Annotated in this window: 16 protein-coding genes, 1 tRNA gene and 1 pseudogene; 15 read left to right on the forward strand and 3 right to left on the reverse strand. The window is 61.6% G+C overall.

Annotated elements, in window-relative coordinates:
• Positions 1-7 precede the first annotated feature (7 nt).
• Both N5J73_RS11265 and N5J73_RS11270 read right to left on the reverse strand, forming a co-directional pair.
• Positions 8-976, reverse strand: coding sequence for a FecR domain-containing protein (locus N5J73_RS11265; protein WP_049447024.1), 969 nt, complete (start codon positions 974-976; stop codon positions 8-10).
• On the reverse strand, positions 973-1,500 hold the full coding sequence (locus N5J73_RS11270) for a sigma-70 family RNA polymerase sigma factor (RefSeq protein ID WP_080354881.1): 528 nt from the start codon (positions 1,498-1,500) through the stop codon (positions 973-975). Before N5J73_RS11270 ends, N5J73_RS11265 begins: the two co-directional genes overlap by 4 nt.
• 237 nt (positions 1,501-1,737) lie before the next feature.
• On the opposite strand from N5J73_RS11270, the gene N5J73_RS11275 reads away from it, so the two are divergent.
• From N5J73_RS11275 to N5J73_RS11325, 11 genes and pseudogenes are all read left to right on the forward strand, one after another.
• Positions 1,738-4,611, forward strand: a complete 2,874-nt coding sequence (locus N5J73_RS11275) for an autotransporter outer membrane beta-barrel domain-containing protein (RefSeq protein WP_049447022.1) — start codon at positions 1,738-1,740, stop codon at positions 4,609-4,611.
• Between the two features lie 97 nt (positions 4,612-4,708).
• Positions 4,709-5,713 carry a 2-hydroxyacid dehydrogenase gene (locus N5J73_RS11280; protein WP_049447021.1) on the forward strand — a complete coding sequence of 335 codons (1,005 nt, stop codon included), beginning with the start codon at positions 4,709-4,711 and terminating at the stop codon, positions 5,711-5,713.
• 50 nt (positions 5,714-5,763) lie between these two features.
• Positions 5,764-5,839, forward strand: a tRNA-Thr gene (locus N5J73_RS11285).
• A gap of 370 nt (positions 5,840-6,209) precedes the next feature.
• Complete coding sequence (locus N5J73_RS11290; RefSeq protein WP_152906694.1) at positions 6,210-7,778, forward strand: hypothetical protein; 1,569 nt, start codon at positions 6,210-6,212, stop codon at positions 7,776-7,778.
• A 23-nt stretch (positions 7,779-7,801) separates the two neighbouring features.
• A complete protein-coding gene (locus N5J73_RS11295) occupies positions 7,802-8,866 on the forward strand; it encodes a hypothetical protein (protein ID WP_049447018.1) in 1,065 nt (354 codons plus the stop codon).
• On the forward strand, positions 8,863-12,657 hold the full coding sequence (locus N5J73_RS11300; RefSeq protein ID WP_164078497.1) for an Ig-like domain-containing protein: 3,795 nt from the start codon (positions 8,863-8,865) through the stop codon (positions 12,655-12,657). The genes N5J73_RS11295 and N5J73_RS11300 overlap by 4 nt, the downstream gene beginning before the upstream one ends.
• Positions 12,658-12,731: 74 nt before the next feature.
• Complete coding sequence (locus tag N5J73_RS11305; protein WP_141097680.1) at positions 12,732-13,172, forward strand: hypothetical protein; 441 nt, start codon at positions 12,732-12,734, stop codon at positions 13,170-13,172.
• A 161-nt stretch (positions 13,173-13,333) separates the two neighbouring features.
• Positions 13,334-14,281: an RHS repeat-associated core domain-containing protein gene (locus N5J73_RS11310; protein WP_164078499.1), complete on the forward strand. Its 948-nt coding sequence runs from the start codon at positions 13,334-13,336 to the stop codon at positions 14,279-14,281.
• Positions 14,278-14,658, forward strand: coding sequence for a DUF4265 domain-containing protein (locus tag N5J73_RS11315; RefSeq protein ID WP_279940955.1), 381 nt, complete (start codon positions 14,278-14,280; stop codon positions 14,656-14,658). The genes N5J73_RS11310 and N5J73_RS11315 overlap by 4 nt, the downstream gene beginning before the upstream one ends.
• Positions 14,659-14,926: 268 nt before the next feature.
• Positions 14,927-15,253, forward strand: a pseudogene (locus N5J73_RS11320) (RHS repeat-associated core domain-containing protein); the annotation flags it as partial.
• A 509-nt stretch (positions 15,254-15,762) separates the two neighbouring features.
• Positions 15,763-15,999 carry a hypothetical protein gene (locus N5J73_RS11325; protein WP_080354877.1) on the forward strand — a complete coding sequence of 79 codons (237 nt, stop codon included), beginning with the start codon at positions 15,763-15,765 and terminating at the stop codon, positions 15,997-15,999.
• 393 nt (positions 16,000-16,392) lie between these two features.
• Here N5J73_RS11325 and N5J73_RS11330 read toward each other — a convergent pair whose 3' ends face one another.
• Entirely contained in the window at positions 16,393-17,028 is a 636-nt protein-coding gene (locus N5J73_RS11330) for a GyrI-like domain-containing protein (RefSeq protein ID WP_049447006.1), read from the reverse strand.
• A gap of 352 nt (positions 17,029-17,380) precedes the next feature.
• Between N5J73_RS11330 and cyoA the strand changes: the two genes are divergently transcribed.
• Genes cyoA through cyoD form a run of 4 tightly spaced genes read left to right on the forward strand, consistent with a single transcriptional unit; the run spans position 17,381 to position 21,397 of the window.
• Complete coding sequence (gene cyoA, locus N5J73_RS11335) at positions 17,381-18,421, forward strand: ubiquinol oxidase subunit II (protein ID WP_032127566.1); 1,041 nt, start codon at positions 17,381-17,383, stop codon at positions 18,419-18,421.
• Between the two features lie 2 nt (positions 18,422-18,423).
• Positions 18,424-20,421, forward strand: a complete 1,998-nt coding sequence (cyoB, locus tag N5J73_RS11340) for a cytochrome o ubiquinol oxidase subunit I (protein ID WP_049447004.1) — start codon at positions 18,424-18,426, stop codon at positions 20,419-20,421.
• Positions 20,418-21,056: a cytochrome o ubiquinol oxidase subunit III gene (gene cyoC / locus N5J73_RS11345; RefSeq protein WP_005408583.1), complete on the forward strand. Its 639-nt coding sequence runs from the start codon at positions 20,418-20,420 to the stop codon at positions 21,054-21,056. The genes cyoB and cyoC overlap by 4 nt, the downstream gene beginning before the upstream one ends.
• The gene (gene cyoD / locus N5J73_RS11350) at positions 21,056-21,397 is read left to right on the forward strand and encodes a cytochrome o ubiquinol oxidase subunit IV (protein ID WP_014036396.1); all 342 of its coding nucleotides are present in this window, start codon (positions 21,056-21,058) and stop codon (positions 21,395-21,397) included. The genes cyoC and cyoD overlap by 1 nt, the downstream gene beginning before the upstream one ends.
• Positions 21,398-21,454 lie beyond the last annotated feature (57 nt).

Consider the following 21,454-nt stretch of genomic DNA (forward strand, 5'->3'; position numbering starts at 1 on the left):
GACCTCCTCAGTACGTGCGGCGCAGTTCCAGCGCGCCATCCGGGCGCGTCTGGCCAGCGACGGACCAGCCCAGTTCCAGCGCGGACAGCAACTCCTGTGCATCGCCTGCGCGGAACGTGCCACTGACCGCCAGATCGGTGATCTCCGGATCTGCGATCACCAGCGGTGTACGGCCATAGCGGTTCATGCGTTCGACCACGATCGACAGCGGCGTGGCATCGAATACCAGTTGCCCATGCAGCCAGCCCTCGGCCGCCGCCGTGGACGACAGCGCTGGGCCGGGCTGGATGCGCCCGGACGGCAGCACCTGCAGTTGCTGGCCGGGTGCCAGCGTGTGCTGGGCCACACCGCTGCTGACCTCCACCGCACCTTCCAGCAGTGCGACTTCGACCAGACCATCCTGCAGGCGCTCGACCTGGAAGGTTGTGCCGATATCGCGGATCGTGCTGCTGCCGGCACGCAGCTGCAGCGCCTTGCGCGACGGCGCGACCTGCAGCTGCAGGCGGCCGCGTTCGAGGTCCAGCTCGCGATGGCGCCAGCCGAAGCGGGCACGCAGCGCGGTGCCGGCATCGAGCGTGACCACGCTGCCATCGGTCAGCGTCAGCTGTTGCGGTAGATGGCCGTCATTGGCATAGCGCTGGGGTGGGGGATTGCCATCCACGGCCACCATCCAGCCCATGCCGATGGCGAGGCAGACGCCGGCGGCGGTGGCGAGCGCAGGCAGCCAGCGGCGTCGGGGCGGTCGCGCCGCGCGTGCCGCCGCGGTACGCAACCAGGGATCAGCGGCCAGGCCCTTGCCCTGCTGGAACAGGTTCTCGGCCCGCACCCAGGCTTTGACATGGGCAGGATCTTCAGCCAACCAGTCTTCGAACGACTCGCGCTCGGCCGGCGTGCAGTCCGGGGCTTCCAGCCGCGCCACCCAGGTGCTGGCACGCTCGAACAGCGAGGCGTCTTCCCTGTGCCGGTGGCTTTTCATTCCGCATCCCTGTCGTTGTGCAGTGGGTCTGGTCCCAACTCCTGGCGCAGGCCCTGCAGGGCGCGGGCGATGTGTTTTTCCACGGTCTTGGCTGTAATTCCACAGTGCCGCGCGATCTGTGTGTAGCTCATGCCGGTGATCCGGTTGAGCAGGTACACCTCGCGCGCGCGCTCGGGCAGTTTGAAAAGGGCCTGCCGCAGCAGGGAGAGCATCTGCCCGGACTCGGCCTGGCGCAATGGATCCGGTGACGAGCTGGTGGGCTCGTCGCTGCCATCGTGCTCGGCCAGTGACAGGTGCGGTCGCGATTGCGGCGAGCGGCCGCGATCCGCCAGGCGGTTGCGGGCGATACGATACAGCAGCAGGCGCAGTTCGTCGGGGGCATGCGCACGATAGCGGATCAGCCGCTCCATGCAGTCCTGCGCGATGTCCTCTGCATCCTCCGGCCCGACGCCCCGCGTGCGCAGGAACGCGCACAACGGCGCACGTTCTTCACGTACGAACGCGATGAAGGCGTCCGCAGGCACGGGCGGCTCTGGCGCGCGATGGATCAGGGGGGACGGGGCGGACAGGGCTGGCCTCGACGGACATTTGGCGGATGCGTCATCGAGTTTTACGCGACGATGACCGGATGGGGAAGAGTGTGTAGTACTGTGCGCCACATTGTGAATGCGTTCATGTTCATCGACGGGGCATGCTGGGGGAGTTCGCTGTACTCCGACGTTTGACTCTGTACCCGCGTGTTGCGGGTGGAGAGAGAACGTATGAAGCATTCGAAGTTGAGCCTGGCCCTGGCCGGGCTGATCGGCGTTGGTGCCATCGCGGCGGTTGATGACGTCATGGCAATGAATTATCACGTGCAGGGTGACCGCATCTTCCTCAGTGGCGGCGTCACCTATGCCGACGTTGTGTCGCTGCCGGCGTTGCTGGCCAAGGCGCAGGCCGAGGGCCGGCCGATCCGTGAGGTGGTGCTGCGCACGTCCAATGGTGGTGCGTTGATCGCCGGCGAGTGGCTGCAGGGCATCATCCGCACCTCCGGACTGAACACCATCGTGTCCGGCAATTGCATTTCATCCTGCTCGATCATGCAGTCTGGTGGCGTCGAGCGCTATCTGGCCGGCGACCTGCCGATCATCGACTCGGTGCAGATACACGCGGCCAGCAACGGCGGCAAGGTGATCTACACGCCGTCGCCGCGCATGACCCAGATCTATACCGGCAACTATGGTGGTGGCATGGATGCCGGCCTGCTGCACAAGGCCATGTACGAGGTGGTGCAGCCGAACGGCCTGCTGGTGTTCCGCGATCCGGCTCGCGGCACGGGCCCCTCGGTCACCTTCGATCCCGATGGCAGCGGCAGCAAGCTGGAGTCGTTCCCCGGCCAGGACATCTACAGCAACAGGATCATCACCGCGAGCGGGTACCGCGATCCGGGCGATACGTTGAATGTGAGCGCGAACGTGAGCGGCGACATCAATCCCGGCTATCTGCGCACCGGTCGCCAGCTGCAGACCTTCGTCGACGATGATTTCGCGCGCTGGAACACCAATTGGCAGTCCAGCTACATCAACCTGGCGCAGAGCATCTACAACGCCTCCAGCAATGGTCCGCAGGGAATCGGCGCGAACTCGGTACAGGACTACCAGAACGATCCCACCTACAAGGCCCTGCTGCTGTCCAAGCTGCGCCTGGGCGACCTGGATGTGTCCACGCTGGACAACGCCATGGGCGTGATCCGCGTGACCAATGGCGCCACCTGGCGGACCTCCGCGACCACCGGTGCCGACTTCATGCTGGTCGACAACGGCACCATCGCCCTGGAGGGCGGCGCCCTGCGTGCTTCAGAAGTGCGCGTGATGAGCGCCGGCATGCTGGTTGGCCACGGTGACGTGGCAGGGACCGCGATGGATCTCAGTGCACTGGCCAGCGGCACGCGACCGTCCTGGCGCGAGGATGGCTTCAACCGCCTGCGTGTCTACGGCACGCTGATGCCGCGCGGTGGCGATCTGGTCACCCACGGCTACGTCAACATCATGCCGGGCGGCAAGGTGTTGTTCGACGTCACCGAAAACGGTGGCACCGGTAGTGGCCGCATCCGCGTGGGCAGCTTCTTCGACAGCAAGCAGACCGATGGGGCGCTGGTGATCTCCAAGGGCGCCTTCCTCGAACTGAACGTGGCGCAGGGCTACTACGGCCAGGATTTCCGCCGCGATCTTGTGCAGGGCCCGATCTACCAGGGCGGGTTCGAAGAGGCCGTGCGCCTGGGCGATACCGGCTACCGCGCCAGCATCACCGGCGGTGAGGTGTTCCGGCCGCGCCACAACTCGCTGCTGAGCTTCAACGTGAAGCAGACCGCCGATGGCCTGTGGCTGACCGCCAACCCCGGTTTCGATCAGCTGGGCCTGTTCGCCAACGGCACCTCGGGTGATGGCCTGGGCCGCGCGCTGGCCACGGCTTCCGACCGCCAGGACAGCAGCCTGAAGTCGCTGCTGGGCGCGCTGCAGTTCGCCGACCGTGATGTGATCGCGCAGCAGGCCGGTACCCTGCGCGGTGACGCGCACGCGAGCCTGCGCCTGGCCGACAACGCGCTGGTGGGCAGCATCGGCAACGTGGTGCAGCAGCACCAGACGGCGATGCGCAGCGGCGGTGATGCCGACGGCCTGGCCTCGCAGGTGGCGCAGTCGGTCTCCTCCCAGCCGGGCATGCGCCATGGCAGCCTGTTCAACCAGCTGGCGATGCACCTGGTCGAGCCGGCATCGGGCAGCGCTGCGGCCAGCGGTGATGCGGGACGCAGCCACGGCATCTGGGCGCGCGGTTTCGCCAGCCATGGCCGCATCGATGCCGATGGCGGCGTCGCTGGCCTGAGCCACAACATCGGTGGCATCGTGATCGGTGCAGACACCCGCGTGGCCGATGACCGCGTCACCCTGGGCGTCAGCGTGGCGGCGGCCGATATGTCGACCAAGGGCAGCGACGGCTCCGACTTCAGCGGTGACGTGCGCGCGCTGGACGTGGGTGGCTATCTGGACGCGACCTATTCGCGGGGCTACCTGTCGGCAGCCGTGCGCTACACCGACCTGCGGCATGACACCCGCCGCAGTGTCAGCGGCATCGACGGCCTGCAGCAGCCGCTTCGCGCCAAGTACAGCAACGATGCGATCTCCGCACGAGTGGAGCATGCGTTCTCCTTCACGACCGGGAAGGGCCTGGTGATCCAGCCGTTGCTGCCGGTGGTGGACTACGCGCGTACCTCGGCCACCCGCTTCAACGAAGGGCAGGGCGCTGGCGCGCTGGTGGGACGCAGTGGCAGCCTGGAGAGCATCCGCGTAGGTGCCGGCCTGCAGCTGTTCAAGACGTTCGAAGGCAACAACGGTGAGCGCATCACCCCGCGCGCCCGGGTGGTCTGGCAGAAGGAACTGGGCGATTCGCAGGCCCGCTACAGCACCGGCTTCGCCGCGGCACCGGATCTGGTGTTCGGCGCCAGCAGCCAGCGCGTGGGCGAGCAGGTGCTGGCCTGGAACCTGGGCGTGACCAGTCGCGCCAGCGAGCGCCTGTCGATCATGGCCGACTACGTGGGTGAGCGCCGCGATGGGCAGATCCAGAACGGCGTGATGCTCGGCCTGGGCTACAGGTTCTGAGTGGCACCCGGCACCGGCGATGACGGCATCGCCGGTGCCATCCCAACGCGGGCGCTGCTGCGGTATGGTCGGCAGGGCATTCCACCCAGGCCCAACCATGCAGATCGCCGTCTTCAGTGCCCGCCCCTACGACCGCCGTTTCCTTGATGAGGCAAACCAGCGCGATGCGGCTGGGGACGGCTTTGCGTTCGTGTACTTCGATGTGGCGCTGGACGTGCACACGGCTGCGCTGGCACAGGACTGCGCCGCGGTCTGCGTGTTCGTCAACGACCGTCTGGATGCACCGGTGCTGCACGTCCTGTATGCGATGGACGTGCGGGCCGTGCTGCTGCGCTGCGCGGGTTTCAACAACGTGGATCTGGCGGTTGCGAAAGCGCTGGGCTTGTTCGTCGCACGCGTACCGGCCTATTCGCCGGAGGCGGTGGCTGAGCATGCGCTGGCGCTGGTGATGACCCTCAACCGCCAGACCCATCGCGCCTACAACCGCGTGCGCGAAGGTAACTTCATGCTTGATGGCCTGCTTGGGCGCACCCTGCATGGCCGCACGGTCGGCATTGTGGGTACCGGCAAGATCGGCCTGGCCACCGCACGCATCTTCAAGGGCATGGGCTGCATCGTGCTGGGGCATGATCCGTATCCGTCACCGGACTTCGCAGGTGTGGGCGAGAGGGTGGGCTTGGATGAACTGCTGGCGCGCGCCGACATCGTCTCGCTGCATTGCCCGCTGACGCCTGAGACCCACCACTTGATCAATGATGCGTCACTGGCCCGGATGAAACCGGGCGCGATGCTGGTCAACACCTCGCGCGGCGGGCTGGTCGATACCCATGCGGTGATCCGCGCGCTGAAGTCGCGGCGGCTCGGTCATCTGGCCATCGACGTGTACGAGCAGGAAAGCGCGCTGTTCTTCCAGGACCTGTCCGGCGAGATCATCGACGACGAGGCCTTCCAGCGCCTGATGACCTTCCCCAACGTGCTGGTGACCGGCCACCAGGGCTTCTTCACCGTGGAGGCGCTGCAGGAGATCTCGGCGATCACGCTGGGGAACCTGCAGGATTTCGCGGCTGGGCGGGTGTGCGCCAACCGGGTAGAAGCGAGCTGAGCCGGATGGATTGACCGCCGGGGCGCCCAGCCCGTAAAATCGCGGGCTCCGCCGGAATAGCTCAGTTGGTAGAGCGGCGCATTCGTAATGCGTAGGTCGCAGGTTCGACTCCTGTTTCCGGCACCAGTTGTAGAAAAGCCCCGGCCTTTGGTCGGGGCTTTTTGTTTGGGCGTTCGACCCGGGTGGGGGCTGGCCCCGGCTCCGCAGGGTTATCAGATTAATCTGATTCACATTCGGGCCGGAGCCTGCTATCAAGAGGGCGGGTGCGAAGGGGAATTCGTACCGGCTCCAACGTCTGCACTGTCGTCCCTGGTCAAACATCAGGGAAGGGGCGCAGCTGTGCCTGGAATCGAGGTTCCAGATCGCCAACGGACGGAGGATTCTTCAATCATTGCGCGGCTCCCGCTCTCGGGGGCATACGTAGGGAGGGGGAAGCATGCAGGGAAGACGAGTGTCTGGGGCTGCCAGCACGTACAAGTCCCGCAAAGGAGGGGCCTTGAAGGCGCGTGTTCGCAACTGGATCCTCCTGGTCTCAGGTACCTGTGGCCTGACCGCTTTTCATGCACAAGGGCAGGAGGTTCCCAGTTATGCCGAGTCGATCAAGGTTGGAAGTACGGTCGCCCCTCTTGACCAGAATGCCTTCGGCGAGCGCCTGGACAAATACAAAGGGGACCTGTCCTTTCACCAGACCGATCTGGTTCTGAAAGGCACGGGGCCGGATATCGTCATCGGCAGAACGTATGAGCTGGGACGCTATCGAAAGGGCGATGGCCCCCTGGGTTTTGCAGACTGGTCGCCGTCCATACCCCACATGCTCACAAGGGGAAGCGCGGAAAAGCCCTGGCGTGTGGTCCAGCAGGACGCTTTGAAGCGCTGCACCTTCTTCTCCGCAAGTGGGCCGGTCATTCCCATCCCTGTGAGGGAGTGGTGGGAGGGCTACGAGCTCGTTGACGAGCTGGGGCGAACGCAGATGCCGATGCGCCGGGATCCCAACAATCCGGTGGCGCCCTCAAACAATCCGGCAGGCTATCCCGTTGTGACCCAGGCGGGCTGGCAGGCGAGCTGCCTGCCGCAGACATCCAATGGGCAGGAGGGCGAGGGCTTCAGCTTCCTGTCTCCAGCAGGCAACCGCTACCGGTTGGATCGTCTGCTGGTCTCCCGCCGATCGCAGGTCCACATCCTCGAGAGAGACCCGGCACCGCCTGTACGCGCACGCGTAAGCACGCTCGCCATGGTTGCCAGTCGAATCGAAGATCGCTTCGGGAATTTTGTCGACTACAACTATGACGGCGACAGACTGATCTCGATAAGCGGCAGCGATGGTCGTCTGGTCACGTTCGAATGGAACGACGATGTCATCACTGCGATGAATGCCAATGGTCGTGTGTGGACCTACAGCTACGCCATCGAGGGGACATCTGCCATCTCCCAGTTCAAGAGCCTGAAATCGGTGACTCAGCCGGATGGAAGCCGTTACACCTTCGATCTGGGCACGCTCTATTCACTGGTTGCGCCGCCGCCGCCCACGGAATGCGCGCCTCCTGATACTTCAGCCATCAATCGGCCCGTACAGGCTTCGATGGCCGGACCCTCGGGCTTGTCCGCAACGTATCTGCTGAATGTTGCCAGACGTGGGCGATCCAACGTGCCCTACGAATGTGTTCCCGCAAATGCGATGAGCGAAGAACACGTGGTGACCCCTTCCGCCTATGACGTGTATGCGCTGAGTTCAAGAACGTACACCGGTCCAGGTGTAAACCAGACGTGGCAATACGCCTATGGAGCACCCAATCCCAGCTGGACTCATCAGTGCGCTGGGGGTGTATCCGAACTGTGCAGACGACCGAAACGCTGCCCGGCGGCCGCTGGGTGCGCAGTACCTTCAGCAACGAATGGGGCGCATACGAGGGCAAGCTGGTGGTGGTCGAGGACGGAGGCACAGGAGCTACGCTTCCAACCAGAACGACTCGGTACCATTACGCTCCATCCAGCGGGAATGCCTATCCTGCGGTGCTGGGCGCTGTGCCCGCCAGTTCACCATGGGCGTCAAATTTCGCTCCGCTGAGCAGCCTTACGCCAGTTCACCAGGTGGACATCGAGCTGGATGGTGATTGGTATCGTTCCATCTTCGGGGGCTACAACGCGTTTGCGCAACCCTTGTCCCGGTCCGATCTGGATTCCACAGGCGGAGGTCGCACTCTGGATTTCGCGCCCGTGAACAACGTGCAGCATTGGGTGCTGGATCTGCCCGGAACAACATCACTGGCCGGGAATGCGGTTGCTTCCGAGCAGGTGACCTACGACGACAAGGCCCGACCCATATTGGTGAGCATCTTTGGGCGCATTGACCGCACCGCCGAGTACTGGCCCGACGGAAATCTGCGCAGTGTCGTGGACGGCAGGGGCAATGCGACACTCCTTTCAGAGTGGTACCGGGGGACGCCACGCCAAACCGTCTTCGCCGACGGTACCTCCCAGCGTGTCGACGTCGATGCTAATGGCTGGATCACCTCCGTGGTCGATGAGGCCAACAACAAGACCTGCTACGCATTTGATCGTATGGGCCGGATAAGTGGCATCACTTTTCCGGCTGCCACGGCTGGGGTTTGCGACGGCAGCATCAGCAATCCGGTGGCAGTTGCATTCGGACCCGTTGGCAGCGCGGAGCATGGACTTGCTGCAGGGCATTGGCGAAGGACGGAGACGCGAGGCAATGCAGTCAACGAACAGTTCTTCGATGCCCTGTGGCAGCCGGTGCTTTCTACCAGGCGTGACAACGGACGTGCCGATGCTGTTGCCTGGATTCGGCGCAGCTATGACGAAGCGGGGAGAACTACTTTCGAGTCCTATCCCACACGGACACCGGAAGGCGCGACGTCAGGTGTATGGACCGAATATGACGCTGTGGGACGAGTGAGTTCGACATCCCAAGACAGTGAAGTTGGATTGCTGACCACAGTCACGACCTACCAGGCCGGCAACTCGGCGCTGACCCGACTCCCTGAAGGGCAGGTCACGGCCTATCGATTCGATGGCTATGGTGCTCCGGTGAAAGAGCTTCCTGCGGTCATTGATCGTCCCGAATCGGCTCGGACGTCCATCCAGCGCGACGCGTGGGGCAAGCCCTTGAGCATTGAAAGGAGCAAGCGATGAGCCGTCCTGGACCGATTCGGCAATCGTGCTTCGTCTGGCGCCCGGGGCTGCATGCCGCGGTACTCGTGGTATCGCTTTTGTTGTGCGCATCAGCATTCGCCGCCCCGCCACGATGTGAGGATGGGAGCCGGCCGCATCCAACGAAAGGTTGTCCGGACGACTACGAACCCCTGCCAGGTTCGCTTCAAAGGCAGTCGACCTACATCTCGATGTCGGTGCCCACGCAGATGGTGGTCGGGCAGCTCTATGCAGTCAGTGTCACCTACAAGAACATTGGCAAGGCCACATGGACGAATGAGCAGAATTTCAGGCTGGGCTCCTGGTATCCCCCTGACAATCTGACCTGGGGAACTTCCCGGGCCAACCTGCCGGGGCCCGTCGCACCCAACGAGACGGTGACTATCCCCTTTACCGTGCGAGCCCCTACACAGCCCGGTCAGCACGGATTCCAGTGGCGGATGGTGCAGGACGGAGTGGAGTGGTTCGGCGGTGAAACGCCCGCGCCGATGGTCAATGTCGTTGCTTCCAACGTTACGGGCTACATCGACGGAATCTCTGGAGCCCACTTGGTGGGATGGGCCTGCTCGACGGGGATCGAAACTCCGATTGACGTCCATCTCTATGTGGGGGGCGCTGCTGGGCAGGGGGTTGGTGTCTCCTCGACCCGAGCAGATCTGCCTGCCGGTGCCGGCGTAGCGTCCGCTTGCGGGACGCAGGGTGACGCACACGGTTTCCGCATACCCATTGATGGCGGGCTGATCGCAGCGCATCAGGGGAAAACCATCCATGTGCACGGCATTTCGCCCGTTGGAGCAGCCAACTACGAGATAGGGCGGTCAGGCGTGTTCGTGGTGCCGGCCAACCAGCAGCCAGTCGTAACGCTGGTATCTCCGGCGCATGGCGCCGTGTACTCAGAAGGCACGGTCATTCGTCTCTCTGCAACGGCCAGCGATGCGGACGATGGCGTTGCATCGGTGAGCTTCGTCGTGGACGGCGCCACGATCGGCGTGACGTCCCCGCCCAATCACTTTGTTGACTGGGTGGCATCACCGGGCAGCCATACGGTACAGGCATCTGTACGCGATACGCGTGGAGCGGTGGCGTTGAGTGACTCCAGGACCGTGCACGCATCAAAGGTCTCAGGTGCGATCACGGGTCTGCGGGACGGCAATATCGTCGGCTGGGCCTGCTCGACGCATGTGCCTGGGCCGATCAAAGTGCGTGTGTTCATTGGAGGGCCTGAGGGCGCAGGACTATCTGCTGGAGAGTATCTGGCTGACCGGGCAGGTCCCACTGAAAGGGCGGCCCAGTGCGCAACGGGGAGCGCGCATAACTTCCTGATCACTCCTTCGGCTGAGGTGCTTCAGGCTGGCTTGGGAAAGACCATTCACGCCTATGGTGTTTCCGCGCTGACCGGACAGCCGGTTGCGCTCGAAGGCTCAGGGCATCACGCGCTCTCAGCGAACCAGGCGCCAGTCGTCCGCATCACCGCCCCGCAAGCGACGACTGCGCTGACCACGCCTGCGACCACGCTCTTCAGCGCCTCGGCGAGCGACGCCGACGGCGTTGTCAGTGATGTCAGGCTTTACCGGGACGGAGCGCTTGTCGCGGAATTGTCCTCGGCTCCCTATCAGGTGCAGCTGACGGGGCTGGGCGAAGGACCGCACACGCTGCGCGCCGTTGCCCGCGACTCCAGGGGGGCATCGGGTAGCGACGAGATCACGATCAGCGTGAGCGCGCCGCAGTCACCCGCCAGTGCTGCTCGGCGATACGTGTATGACGCCCAGCAGCGGCTATGCAAGGTGATCGAGCCGGAAACCGGTGCGACCGTGATGGAGTATGACGGGGCTGGCAATGTGATCTGGTCTGCTGCGGGCCTGGCACTGCCGGATGCCGGGCGCTGTGATCGCGAATCGGCCTGGTCTTCTGGACGTCGGGTCGATCGCGTCTACGACGTGCGAAACCGCCTTGTGGAACTGCGCTTTCCTGATGGCAGGGGCAATCAGCGCTGGGAGTACACGCCTGACGGGCTTCCCTCGAAGGTGATCACCAGCAACGATGGGCCGAACGCCGCGGTCGTCAACAGCTATCGATACTCACCAAGCCGGCAGCTCATATGGGAAGAGTCGACCCTCGATGGCGGCAGTCCGCTTTCAATAGGCTATGGCCGCGATCGAAACGGAAATCTGTCCAGCGAGACACGACCAGGAGGGCTGACACTGAGCTATGAGCCCGACGCTCTTGGCCAGGCCAGACGAATCTCTGACAGTGCTGGAGCGCTCTATGCCGAGAACATCGCCTGGCATCCCAACGGTGCGCTCGCTGGCATGCGCTATGGCAACGGCATCGAGCATCAGGGCGTGCTCAATGCGCGGATGCTTCCGTCGCAATTAAAGGATGGTACTGCCAGCGAGCTTCTGTATCAGTACGGCGCCAATGGTGATGTTTCGGCAATCATCGATCGGCAGCAGGGAACTGCGCATGACATCCGTATAGGGTACGACGGCCAGGGCAGGCTGACGCTTGCGCAGTCGGCTTCCTTCGGGGGCGATGGCGCATTCCGCTACACCTATGACGTGCAGGACAATCTACTGAGCGCGCAGCTGGGCGGCGTGCGCAGCCAGCAGTTCTGGTATGACGCGCGCAATCAGCTGACCAATGTCCGCGATGACGCTGGCGCGACGGTGGCCGGATTGGCCTGGGATGTTCAAGGCAATCTCTCGCTGCGCAACGGGCGCAAGTACGACTTCGACTTTGGCAACAGGCTGCGCGAGGTGAAGGAGGCCGAGCGCTATGCCTACGATGCCTATGGGCGGCGTGCCGTGGCGTACGATGCCCAGGGGCAACGCCTGCGCGCGATGTATTCGTTGGCCGGGCAGCTGGTGCATGAGGAGCGACGAGGCAAGGGCGCCTCGGAGTACATCCATGTAGGTGGTCGACTGCTGGCCACCCGCAGCCCGACGGGTGTTACCTGGACGCATGTGGATGCACTGGGCAGCCCGGTTGCGGTCACGGACGGCACAGGAAGTGTTGTCGAGCGACGCCGGTTTGAGCCGTATGGTGCCGAGTTGGGCGGACAGGTCAAGGACGGGCCGGGGTACACCGGGCATGTGAGCGATTCGGCCACAGGGCTGACTTACATGCAGCAGCGGTACATGGATGCGCTGTTGGGGGTGTTCCTGTCGGTGGATCCGGTGACGGCATATGAGCAGCCAGTTGGGCAGTTCAATCGCTATCGGTATGCGAGCGGGAATCCGTATAAGTTCACGGATCCCGATGGGCGGATGAGTCGTAAGGATATTGAGGCGGCAAACCAATCTTTCCTCCTTGAGAAAAGCAAGAGGCCTGTCGATCGCCTTGTGGATATGGTCGCTTCGACGATTCAGGATGCTAGGGGCGATATTAAGGAAATTTCTTCGGCGGCCCATTCTGGGTCCGGGGAGGTTCCGATTGCGGCAGTGATCAGCATTGCGTCAATGGCAACTCCGGTTGGCCCGGAGATCAGGCCGGCTGTTGCCGAGGTGAGAAGCCTCATCGCGACTCACGGGAGGACCATGAGCAATAAAGCCCTGGATCGCCTTGTGAAAAGTATAAGAAGCGATGGAGCTGTGAGAGAGTCTCTGGTTGTCACGCGACATGAAGGGGCGCTTTACATTCTAGATGGTCACCATCGCGCATTGGCCGCGCCGCGAGCGGGAGTGTCTGAGGTCCCTGTAAGAGAGGTTCAGTTGCCGTGGGGGGCATATAAGAGCCCGGCGGATTTGGTGTATTCTGCGGGGCCTGGATACTGATATGGGTGTGAGGATTTGTCATATAGAGATCTTCATAGGGAAGGTCTCAAAATTTATATTTGACGGGGTTTCATGTGAATTCATTTGATCGTGTTGCCGCGGCCTTGGTTTCTGCAAGAAATTTTCTCCTTGTCGGGGGGCGGGCTGGTGATGCGCTAGCTGCTCTGAGTGGGGTTTCGGGAGACGTCGAAGCCATTGAGGTGATTCCCGCAAGGGCGTTGATTGAGTTTGCAATTGACGCTGCTGTTGCTAGTGTTTCTAATGGGAATATTCGCGGAGCTGTAATTATTTTAAATGTAGTTCACAATATTCCTTTGAGTGTCGAGAGGCTTGGAAATTGGGACTTCGATTATTTTGTGTCCGTTGAGGTTTCAGAGCTTTTGGATAATTATTCGTTTCTTGATGATGCGGAAGTGATGGTCCTTGCGCTATTTCGTGCTTCTGTAGATATCCGTGGATTTGGCGCATTTGGCGCACTTGGCTCTGAGAGTCTCGGGCCCGTTCCTTGCGAGTAGTGCCTGTCTGGCCCGTTGTTAGCCGCTTTGTTTGCTCGTGTGGCCTGTTTGCTGGATTCGTAATAAGTAGGTCACAGGCTCGACTCCTGTTCCCGGTGTCAGTTGCATGAAATGCTCCTGCCTAGGTCGGGGCTATTTGTCTCGGCTATGGGCGGCGTGCGGTGGCCTACGACGCCCAGGGGCAACGCCTGCGCGCGATGTATTCGTTGGCCGGGCAGGTGGTGCATGAAGAGCGACGAGGCAAGGGCGCCTCGGAGTACATCCATGTAGGTGGTCGACTGCTGGCCACCCGCAGCCCGACGGGTGTTACCTGGGTGCATGTGGATGCACTGGGCAGCCCGGTCGCTGTCACGGATGGCACAGGAAGTGTTGTCGAGCGACGCCGGTTTGAGCCGTATGGTGCCGAGTTGGGCGGGCAGGTCAAGGACGGGCCGGGGTACACCGGGCATGTGAGCGATTCGGCCACAGGGCTGATTTACATGCAGCAGCGGTACTATGATTCGCAGCTGGGTCGGTTTCTTTCGGTGGATCCAGTTGCACCTGATCCGAGCAAAGATCAAAACTTTAGCCGCTATAAATATGCCAACAATAATCCCTATCGTTTCATTGATCCGGATGGTAGACAAGAAAGGTCTGCCGAACGATTTGGTGATGCGTTCGCTGAGGATCCTGGCGCATTTGAGCAATTTGGTCCCGCGGCTGTTACGGCTACTCAGGTTGCACTAAACACAACACCTATTGTTGGTTCTTTCCTTGGTGCGGCGTTCAGGCAGGTAGCTCAAGGCAATGTTGCACCGAGAGGCAGCTCGGGTGGTCCGCGTGCGGGTAAGGACTTTACGCCAGCTGGTAAGCGAGAGGTGATTCAGAAAAATGAGCAGGAAAACAGTGGTCAGACGACGCGCGAGGGCTGTTTGGTTGCTACGACTCCCGCTCAACAGAGTCAGCGAGGGGTATCTATGCCAAAAAACGAAACCAGGATTGACCACATAATTCCGAAATCAAAAGGCGGGGATGGGGCGCCTTCTAATGGACGGGTTTTGTGTAGTTCCTGTAATATTAATAAAAGCAATAGAGTTGACTGGATTCCTCCCAAAGATCGGATGCCATGAGTATAGACCAGTACGTAAAGATTTTATTTAGATTGCCGAAGCAGAATGGATATCCTCCCGTTGAGTGGGAGGGGTTGTGGGCTCTCCCTCAAGGTGAAGGCTATCGCATCGATAATGTGCCGTTTTACGCTCGGCTTGTCAGTTTCGGTGATGTTGTATTTGCAGCTGAAGTGAATGGTGATCTGGTATTCGATGGTGTGAAAGTTCCTGGTGGGCATTCAACAATTCGCGTTATATCGTATTCGAGTGAATTGGTATCCGAGATGCGGGGTGGATTCGAAAGTCTTGGCTGCTCTACCGAGTTGAGTAATATTGAAACCTTTTTTTCTGTCGATGTTCCGCCGAAGTTGATTATCAGCGTGTTGTCGATCTTTTGAGTATGTACGCGGAGAGCGGCGCGTTGGACTATGAAGAGGCCTCGATTCAGCATGATGATGCAAGTGGCGGACTATGATTTTATGTATTTCTGGTGTTGTCTTGTTTGAACAAATTTCCAATGTGATAGAGTCTGTGCTGCCTTATTTGCTTTCAATGAATTAATTTTTTCTTTGGTTGGTTGTATGCCCTGCTTGCGGTCTGTTGCTTGAGGGTGGCCGGTGACTTGCGAAAAGTGTTGTCGAGCGACGCCGGTTTGAGCCGTATGGTGCCGAGTTGGGCGGGCAGGTCAAGGACGGGCCGGGGTACACCGGGCATGTGAGTGACTCGGCCACCGGGCTGAGCTACATGCAGCAGCGGTACATGGATCCGCAGTTGGGTGTGTTCCTGTCCGTGGATCCGGTGACGGCTTACGCAAACCCAGTTGGTATGTTCAACCGCTACAGATACGCATCGGGGAACCCTTACCGATATACGGACCCTGATGGCCGCTGTGATACATCTTTCTGCCAGTTCTGGGGGGCGTTGGACGCGCGGTCGGTGATGCTGCCTACAGCATTGGCCGGAATGCTGGCCCGAGCGTATACGGCACCGTAGATATGTCCCGAACGCGGGAGCTAAATGGCGGCCCGTTGTTTGGTGCGCCGGCGAGTCAAGTTGGGCAAGGTGGCTACAAATTCGGTTCCGCACTAATGGTTGCGGAAGGGATGCGGGGCGCTGGTCAGGCCGTCGGAGGGCTCGCAACGGCTGAAGCTCGATTGGCGAACAGTGCATTGGTAGTTCGAGGTGGCTCCGCTCAGGGAGCAAATTCAGCGGCCGGAATTGGGAAGGGTACCGGCCAGCATCCAGCAGGGCCCTTCGGTTTCTCCGCAGAGAGTGCAAATGGATCGTCGTTCTGCCAGTTGTGCAGCAATATAACTCACAATCAGGTCGGTGTTTCCACGGTTGGGCAGGTAAGGGCTGCGGGAGGTGATGTCATCTCGACAGGCGGGGTCTCGCCGACGCACGCAACAGTTGTAGGGCTTGAGCCGGAAGCAGCGAGCCGGTTGTTTTCCCCTACAGTATCCAATCCGGTTCCGGCCGTTGAAAGGCTGCAGAGGCCATAGATGTCTGAGCTCAGAATATTTGTCGACTTCAACAATAGAGATGCTGATGGCTTCTTGAGGCTTAACCTCACGGGGACGCTGGAGGATCTGAGAAGAGAGCAACTGGTTCTCGAAGAGGGGATGCCCGCTACAGGATCAGACGGTGATCTCACTGCTAAGATCATCGTTGTTGCACCTGGAATTGAAGGCGTATGGCGGGGGAGGATCGTTGAAGGTCCTTGGGAGGAGGGGGCATAAACTGGTACCCGTTGTTGGTTAGGTTGGGAGACGCTCCCCGCCCGATCGGGGGAAGCAAGAGCCAAGCCCAAATGACAGGCCCGTTGGCTTCCGGATCCTACCCAAGGAGGGCTTTGGGGATGAACGGTGAAAGCTGCGCTTCTGGCCAGAATTGTGGAAAGAATGTGGGCGAGCGTGGCTGAAGATGCTCTGTGACATCTGCGCCGGTATGGCCGACTGCTGCATGGCGTGTTTGGCCTTGGCGCCGCTTGGCTGCTGTTGCGGTTCAGTTGGCGAGTCACCTTTGCGTAGGTCGCAGGTTCGACTCCTGGTTCCGGCACCAGTTGTAATGAGAAGCCCTGGCCTTGGTCGGGGCTTTTTGTTTGGGCATTTGAAGCAATCACAGTCCTTACGTTATGAGCGCGAACTCTTATCAGGTTCAAGCGCCCGCACCGGCTGCCGAAGCACAGTCTTCAACCGCGCTGCGTCGGTCCTGCGCGGATCGCTCAGGTAGATCTCGTGATGGGGGCCGGCGAAGGTGTATCCCAGAGATGGCATCAGTTCGTCGTGCAGACGGGCCAGGGCCGGACCCTCGTCATCGTAGGCGCCTACATGCAGGGTCTGCAGGCAGAGGCCCTCTTCAAGAATTTCATGGCGAAAGCTGGCCGGAACGTCGCCTAGTTTCTTCGCCGCCTTGGCGATGGCAGCCTCCAGCTGTGCTGGACTGATCCCGTCCGGCGTACGGATCATCACCGTCCACCTCCACTCATCCTTGCGGCGTGCCACAAAGCTCGACGGATCCTCGGCGGTCCAAAGCGCTTCCAGCGGCGGCACCACGTAGTCCTGGCCCCCGGCCTTCAGCGCGAACTTCAGTGCATAGCTCACCGAGTACAGCCACTGCACCGCCTGCACATACGCGGGGGCGGTATTCGGATCGCCGCGACCGTCGACCATCAGGTAGGGCAGGGGCGGCACGTCCACCGTCACAAACCGGCCCGCCGGGGGCTGGTACAACGCGCGATCGCGCTCCTTGAAGTCGATCTTGTCCATGGGGCTTCCTCCGACGCCGAGCATCCCATGCATTGCCCGCGCGCGCGTGTCTGAACATGTTCAGGTCACTTTGCCGAACACGGGCGGAGCAGGCACCATCGCCCGATCCCAGGATGCCGCCCCCGGGTGTTCTGCCCGCCGCGCCCGCGCGGTGCGACAACGTGTCGCAGCCAGAATCGGGCCTTTCCTGCGCTCGATCAATGTCAATGCCTTTCTTAAATGATGGGTGACGGCCTAAAATTGAAAGGCTGACTCGACCCCACCTCCCTACCTGTCTTCCGGACCGGTGGGACCGGCTTTGGCCGGAACAGGCAGGACGGGGAACGGCATTCCCTCGCAATTGGATCGACCGATGATTCCGTTGAAAACCCTTGGGCGCTGGTTGCGCCCGGGCCTGCTGCTGTCGTTGCTGGTGATGCTCACCGGCTGCGATGCCGTGGCCATCCTCAGTCCGAAGGGCCAGATCGGCCAGGATGAGAAGACCCTGCTGATCACGGCCACCGTGCTCATGCTGCTGGTCGTCATCCCGGTCATCATCATGACCCTGACCTTCGCGTGGAAGTATCGCGCCTCCAACACCAAGGCCCGTTACGAGCCGAAGTGGTCCCACTCGACGGCGATCGAGGTGGTGGTGTGGTCCATTCCCTGCATGATCGTGCTGGTACTGGCGGTCCTGACCTGGCGCTCGTCGCACGCACTGGACCCGTACAAGCCGCTGGATTCGGACGTCAAGCCGGTCACCATCGAGGCGATCTCGCTGGACTGGAAGTGGCTGTTCATCTATCCGGAAGAGAAGGTGGCGGTCGTCAACGAAATCAAGTTCCCGGTCAACACGCCGCTGAACTTCAAGATCACGTCCGATTCGGTGATGAATGCCTTCTTCATCCCGCACCTGGGCAGCATGATCTACTCGATGGCTGCGATGGAGACCAAGCTCCACCTGATCGCCAACGAGACCGGTGAATTCCCGGGCATGTCCTCGCACTACAGCGGCGCGGGCTTCGCCAAGATGCACTTCACCGCCTACTCGGTCACCGATGCCGAATACCGCCAGTGGCTGGACCAGGTCCGCGCCGGCGAGCAGACCCTGGACAAGGCCTCGTTCAAGGCCCTGGGTGAAGCACGCAACGCCGAGTGGTATCCGGTCACTTACTTCGGCAAGACCGAAGAAGGCCTGTTCGACTGGGTCATCGCCAAGCACATGGGCGACAACAAGCACTACGGCATGAAGCACGAACACGCCGGTGCCGCCGCTGCCGATGCCGCCAGCCATGAAGCGCATGAGGGCCACGCCCCCAGTGACGCGCATGATTCCAAGGAATCGGGTGAAAACCTGGATGCCAACGAACACGAACACGCAGGCCATGCTGGCCACGCGGGTTCGGGAGAATGAACATGTTGGGAAAACTCTCTCTTGAGTCGATCCCCCACGATCCGATCGTCCTGACGACGTTGATCGGCGCGGTGCTGGGTGGCCTGGGCGTGATGGCCCTGATCACCAAGTTCAAGCTGTGGGGCTATCTGTGGAAGGAGTGGTTCACCTCGGTGGATCACAAGAAGATCGGCGTGATGTACCTCATCGTCGCCTTCGTCATGCTGCTGCGCGGTTTCTCCGACGCCATCATGATGCGTACCCAGCAGGCGCTTGCCGTCGGCGGGTCCGAGGGTTACCTGCCGCCGCACCACTACGACCAGATCTTCACCGCCCACGGCGTGATCATGATCTTCTTCGTGGCGATGCCGTTGATCACCGGCCTGATGAACCTGGCCGTGCCGCTGCAGATCGGTGCGCGCGACGTCGCGTTCCCGTTCGTCAACTCGCTCAGCTTCTGGCTGTTCGTGTCCGGCGCGGTGCTGATCATGCTGTCGCTGTGGATCGGTGAGTTCGCTGCCACCGGCTGGCTGGCGTTCCCGCCGTTGTCGGGCATCGAATACAGTCCAAGCGTCGGCATGGACTATTACATCTGGGGTCTACAGGTCGCAGGCCTGGGTACCACGCTGAGCGGTATCAACTTCTTCATCACCATCCTGAAGATGCGTACCCCCAGCATGAAGCTGATGCAGATGCCGGTGTTCACCTGGACTGCCCTGGTGACCAACGTGCTGATCGTCGCCGCCTTCCCGGTGCTGACCATCACCCTGGTGCTGCTGACCCTGGACCGTTACCTGGGTACGCACTTCTTCACCAATGACGGTGGCGGCAACGCCATGCTGTACATCAACCTGATCTGGATCTGGGGTCACCCGGAGGTGTACATCCTGGTCCTGCCGGCGTTCGGTGTGTTCTCCGAAGTCATCGCGACCTTCTCGCGCAAGGCGCTGTTCGGCTACAAGGGCATGGTCTACGCCACCGCCTGCATCGGCGTGCTGTCGTTCATCGTGTGGCTGCACCACTTCTTTACCATGGGCTCGGGTGCCAACGTCAATGCCTTCTTCGGCATCACGACGATGATCATCTCGATCCCGACCGGCGTGAAGATCTTCAACTGGCTGTTCACCATGTTCCGCGGCCGCGTGCACTTCACCACCCCGGTGCTGTGGACCATCGGCTTCATGGTCACCTTCGTCATCGGCGGCATGACCGGCGTGATGCTGGCGATCCCGGCCATCGACTTCGTGCTGCACAACAGCCTGTTCCTGATCGCCCACTTCCACAACGTCATCATCGGCGGCGTGGTGTTCGGCATGTTCGCCGGCATCACCTACTGGTGGCCGAAGATGTTCGGCTTCCGCCTCAATGAGTTCTGGGGCAAGTGCGCGTTCTGGTGCTGGTTCATCGGCTTCTACGTGACCTTCATGCCGATGTACGTGCTGGGCTTCATGGGCATGACCCGTCGTCTGCAGAGCACCGTCAACCCGGCTTACGAGCCGCTGCTGTTGATCGCCGCTGCAGGTGCCTTCATCGTGGGTGCCGGCATCCTGTGCCAGATCATCCAGGTGGCCGTGTCGATCCGCGACCGCAAGAAGACCGTCGACCTGACCGGCGACCCGTGGGATGCCCGTACGCTGGAGTGGGAAACCTCTTCGCCGCCGGCCTTCTACAACTTCGGCACCCTGCCGGAAGTCACCGAGCTGGACGATTTCTGGGAGCGCAAGCAGCGTGGTGAAGCCTGGCCGAAGCCGGCCAAGTACACCGACATCCACATGCCGCGCAACACCGGCACGGGCGTTGTCATCGGTGCCTTCAGCCTGGTGTTCGGCTTCGCGATGATCTGGCACATCTGGTGGCTGGCCATCGTCGGCTTCGTCGGCATGATCGCCACGTTCATCTACCGCACCTTCGACCAGGACGTGGACTACTGGGTCCCGGCCGCCGAGGTGGAACGCATCGAGAACGAACACCGCAAGCACCTGGAAGCCCAGGGCCTGGTGAAGTCGGAGCTGAAGGCATGAGCACCAATACCTCGACCCTGAGCCACGGGCACGCCGCGCACGCGGCGGCCCATGGCCATGACGACCACGAGCACCACGACACCGGCGGCAACACCGTCTTCGGTTTCTGGGTGTACCTGATGAGCGACTGCCTCATCTTCGCCTCGCTGTTCGCCACCTACGTGGTGCTGGCAGGCGGTACCGATGGTGGCCCGACCGCGAAGGACCTGTTTGAACTGCCGTTCGTGGCGTGGGAAACCGCGCTGCTGCTGACCTCGTCGCTGACCTTCGGCCTGGGCATGATCGCCATGCACCGCAAGCAGATGGGCCAGATGTACCTGTGGCTGGGCATCACCTGGCTGCTGGGCTTCGGCTTCATGTGCATGGAAGTGTGGGAGTTCCAGCACCTGATCCACCAGGGCTACGGTCCGGACCGCAGTGCCTTCCTGTCGGCGTTCTTCGCCCTGGTCGGTACCCACGGCCTGCACGTCAGCGCCGGCCTGCTCTGGCTGCTGGTGATGTTCGTGCAGCTGAAGAAGTACGGCCTGACCCCGACCAACAAGACCCGCATGGCGTGCCTGAGCCTGTTCTGGCACTTCCTGGACCTGATCTGGATCGGCGTGTTCTCCGTCGTCTACCTCAATGGAGCGCTGTAATGGCACATGACAACCATGCACACGACCACGCAGCCGGCGGCGAGAGCCACGGCAGCGTCAAGTCCTACCTGATCGGCTTCGTGCTGGCGGTGGTGCTGACCGTCATCCCGTTCTGGATGGTGATGTCGGGCGACTTCTCGCGCACCGTCAACGGTGTGGTGATCGCGGTCACCGCGGTGCTGCAGATGCTGGTCCATCTGGTGTTCTTCCTGCACCTGGACCGCTCTTCGGAAAGCCGCTGGAACGTCAACGCTGCGGCCTTCACCGTGGTGGTGATCGGCATCATCGTGATCGGGACCCTGTGGGTCATGCACAACATGAACGTGCACATGATGCACTGACGTCCTGGCGACGTTGTCACGCAGAAAGGCCGCCCTCGGGCGGCCTTTTTGTTTGTC

It is taken from the genome of Stenotrophomonas sp. GD03654 (genome assembly GCF_029845105.1).
Taxonomy (GTDB): domain Bacteria; phylum Pseudomonadota; class Gammaproteobacteria; order Xanthomonadales; family Xanthomonadaceae; genus Stenotrophomonas; species Stenotrophomonas africana.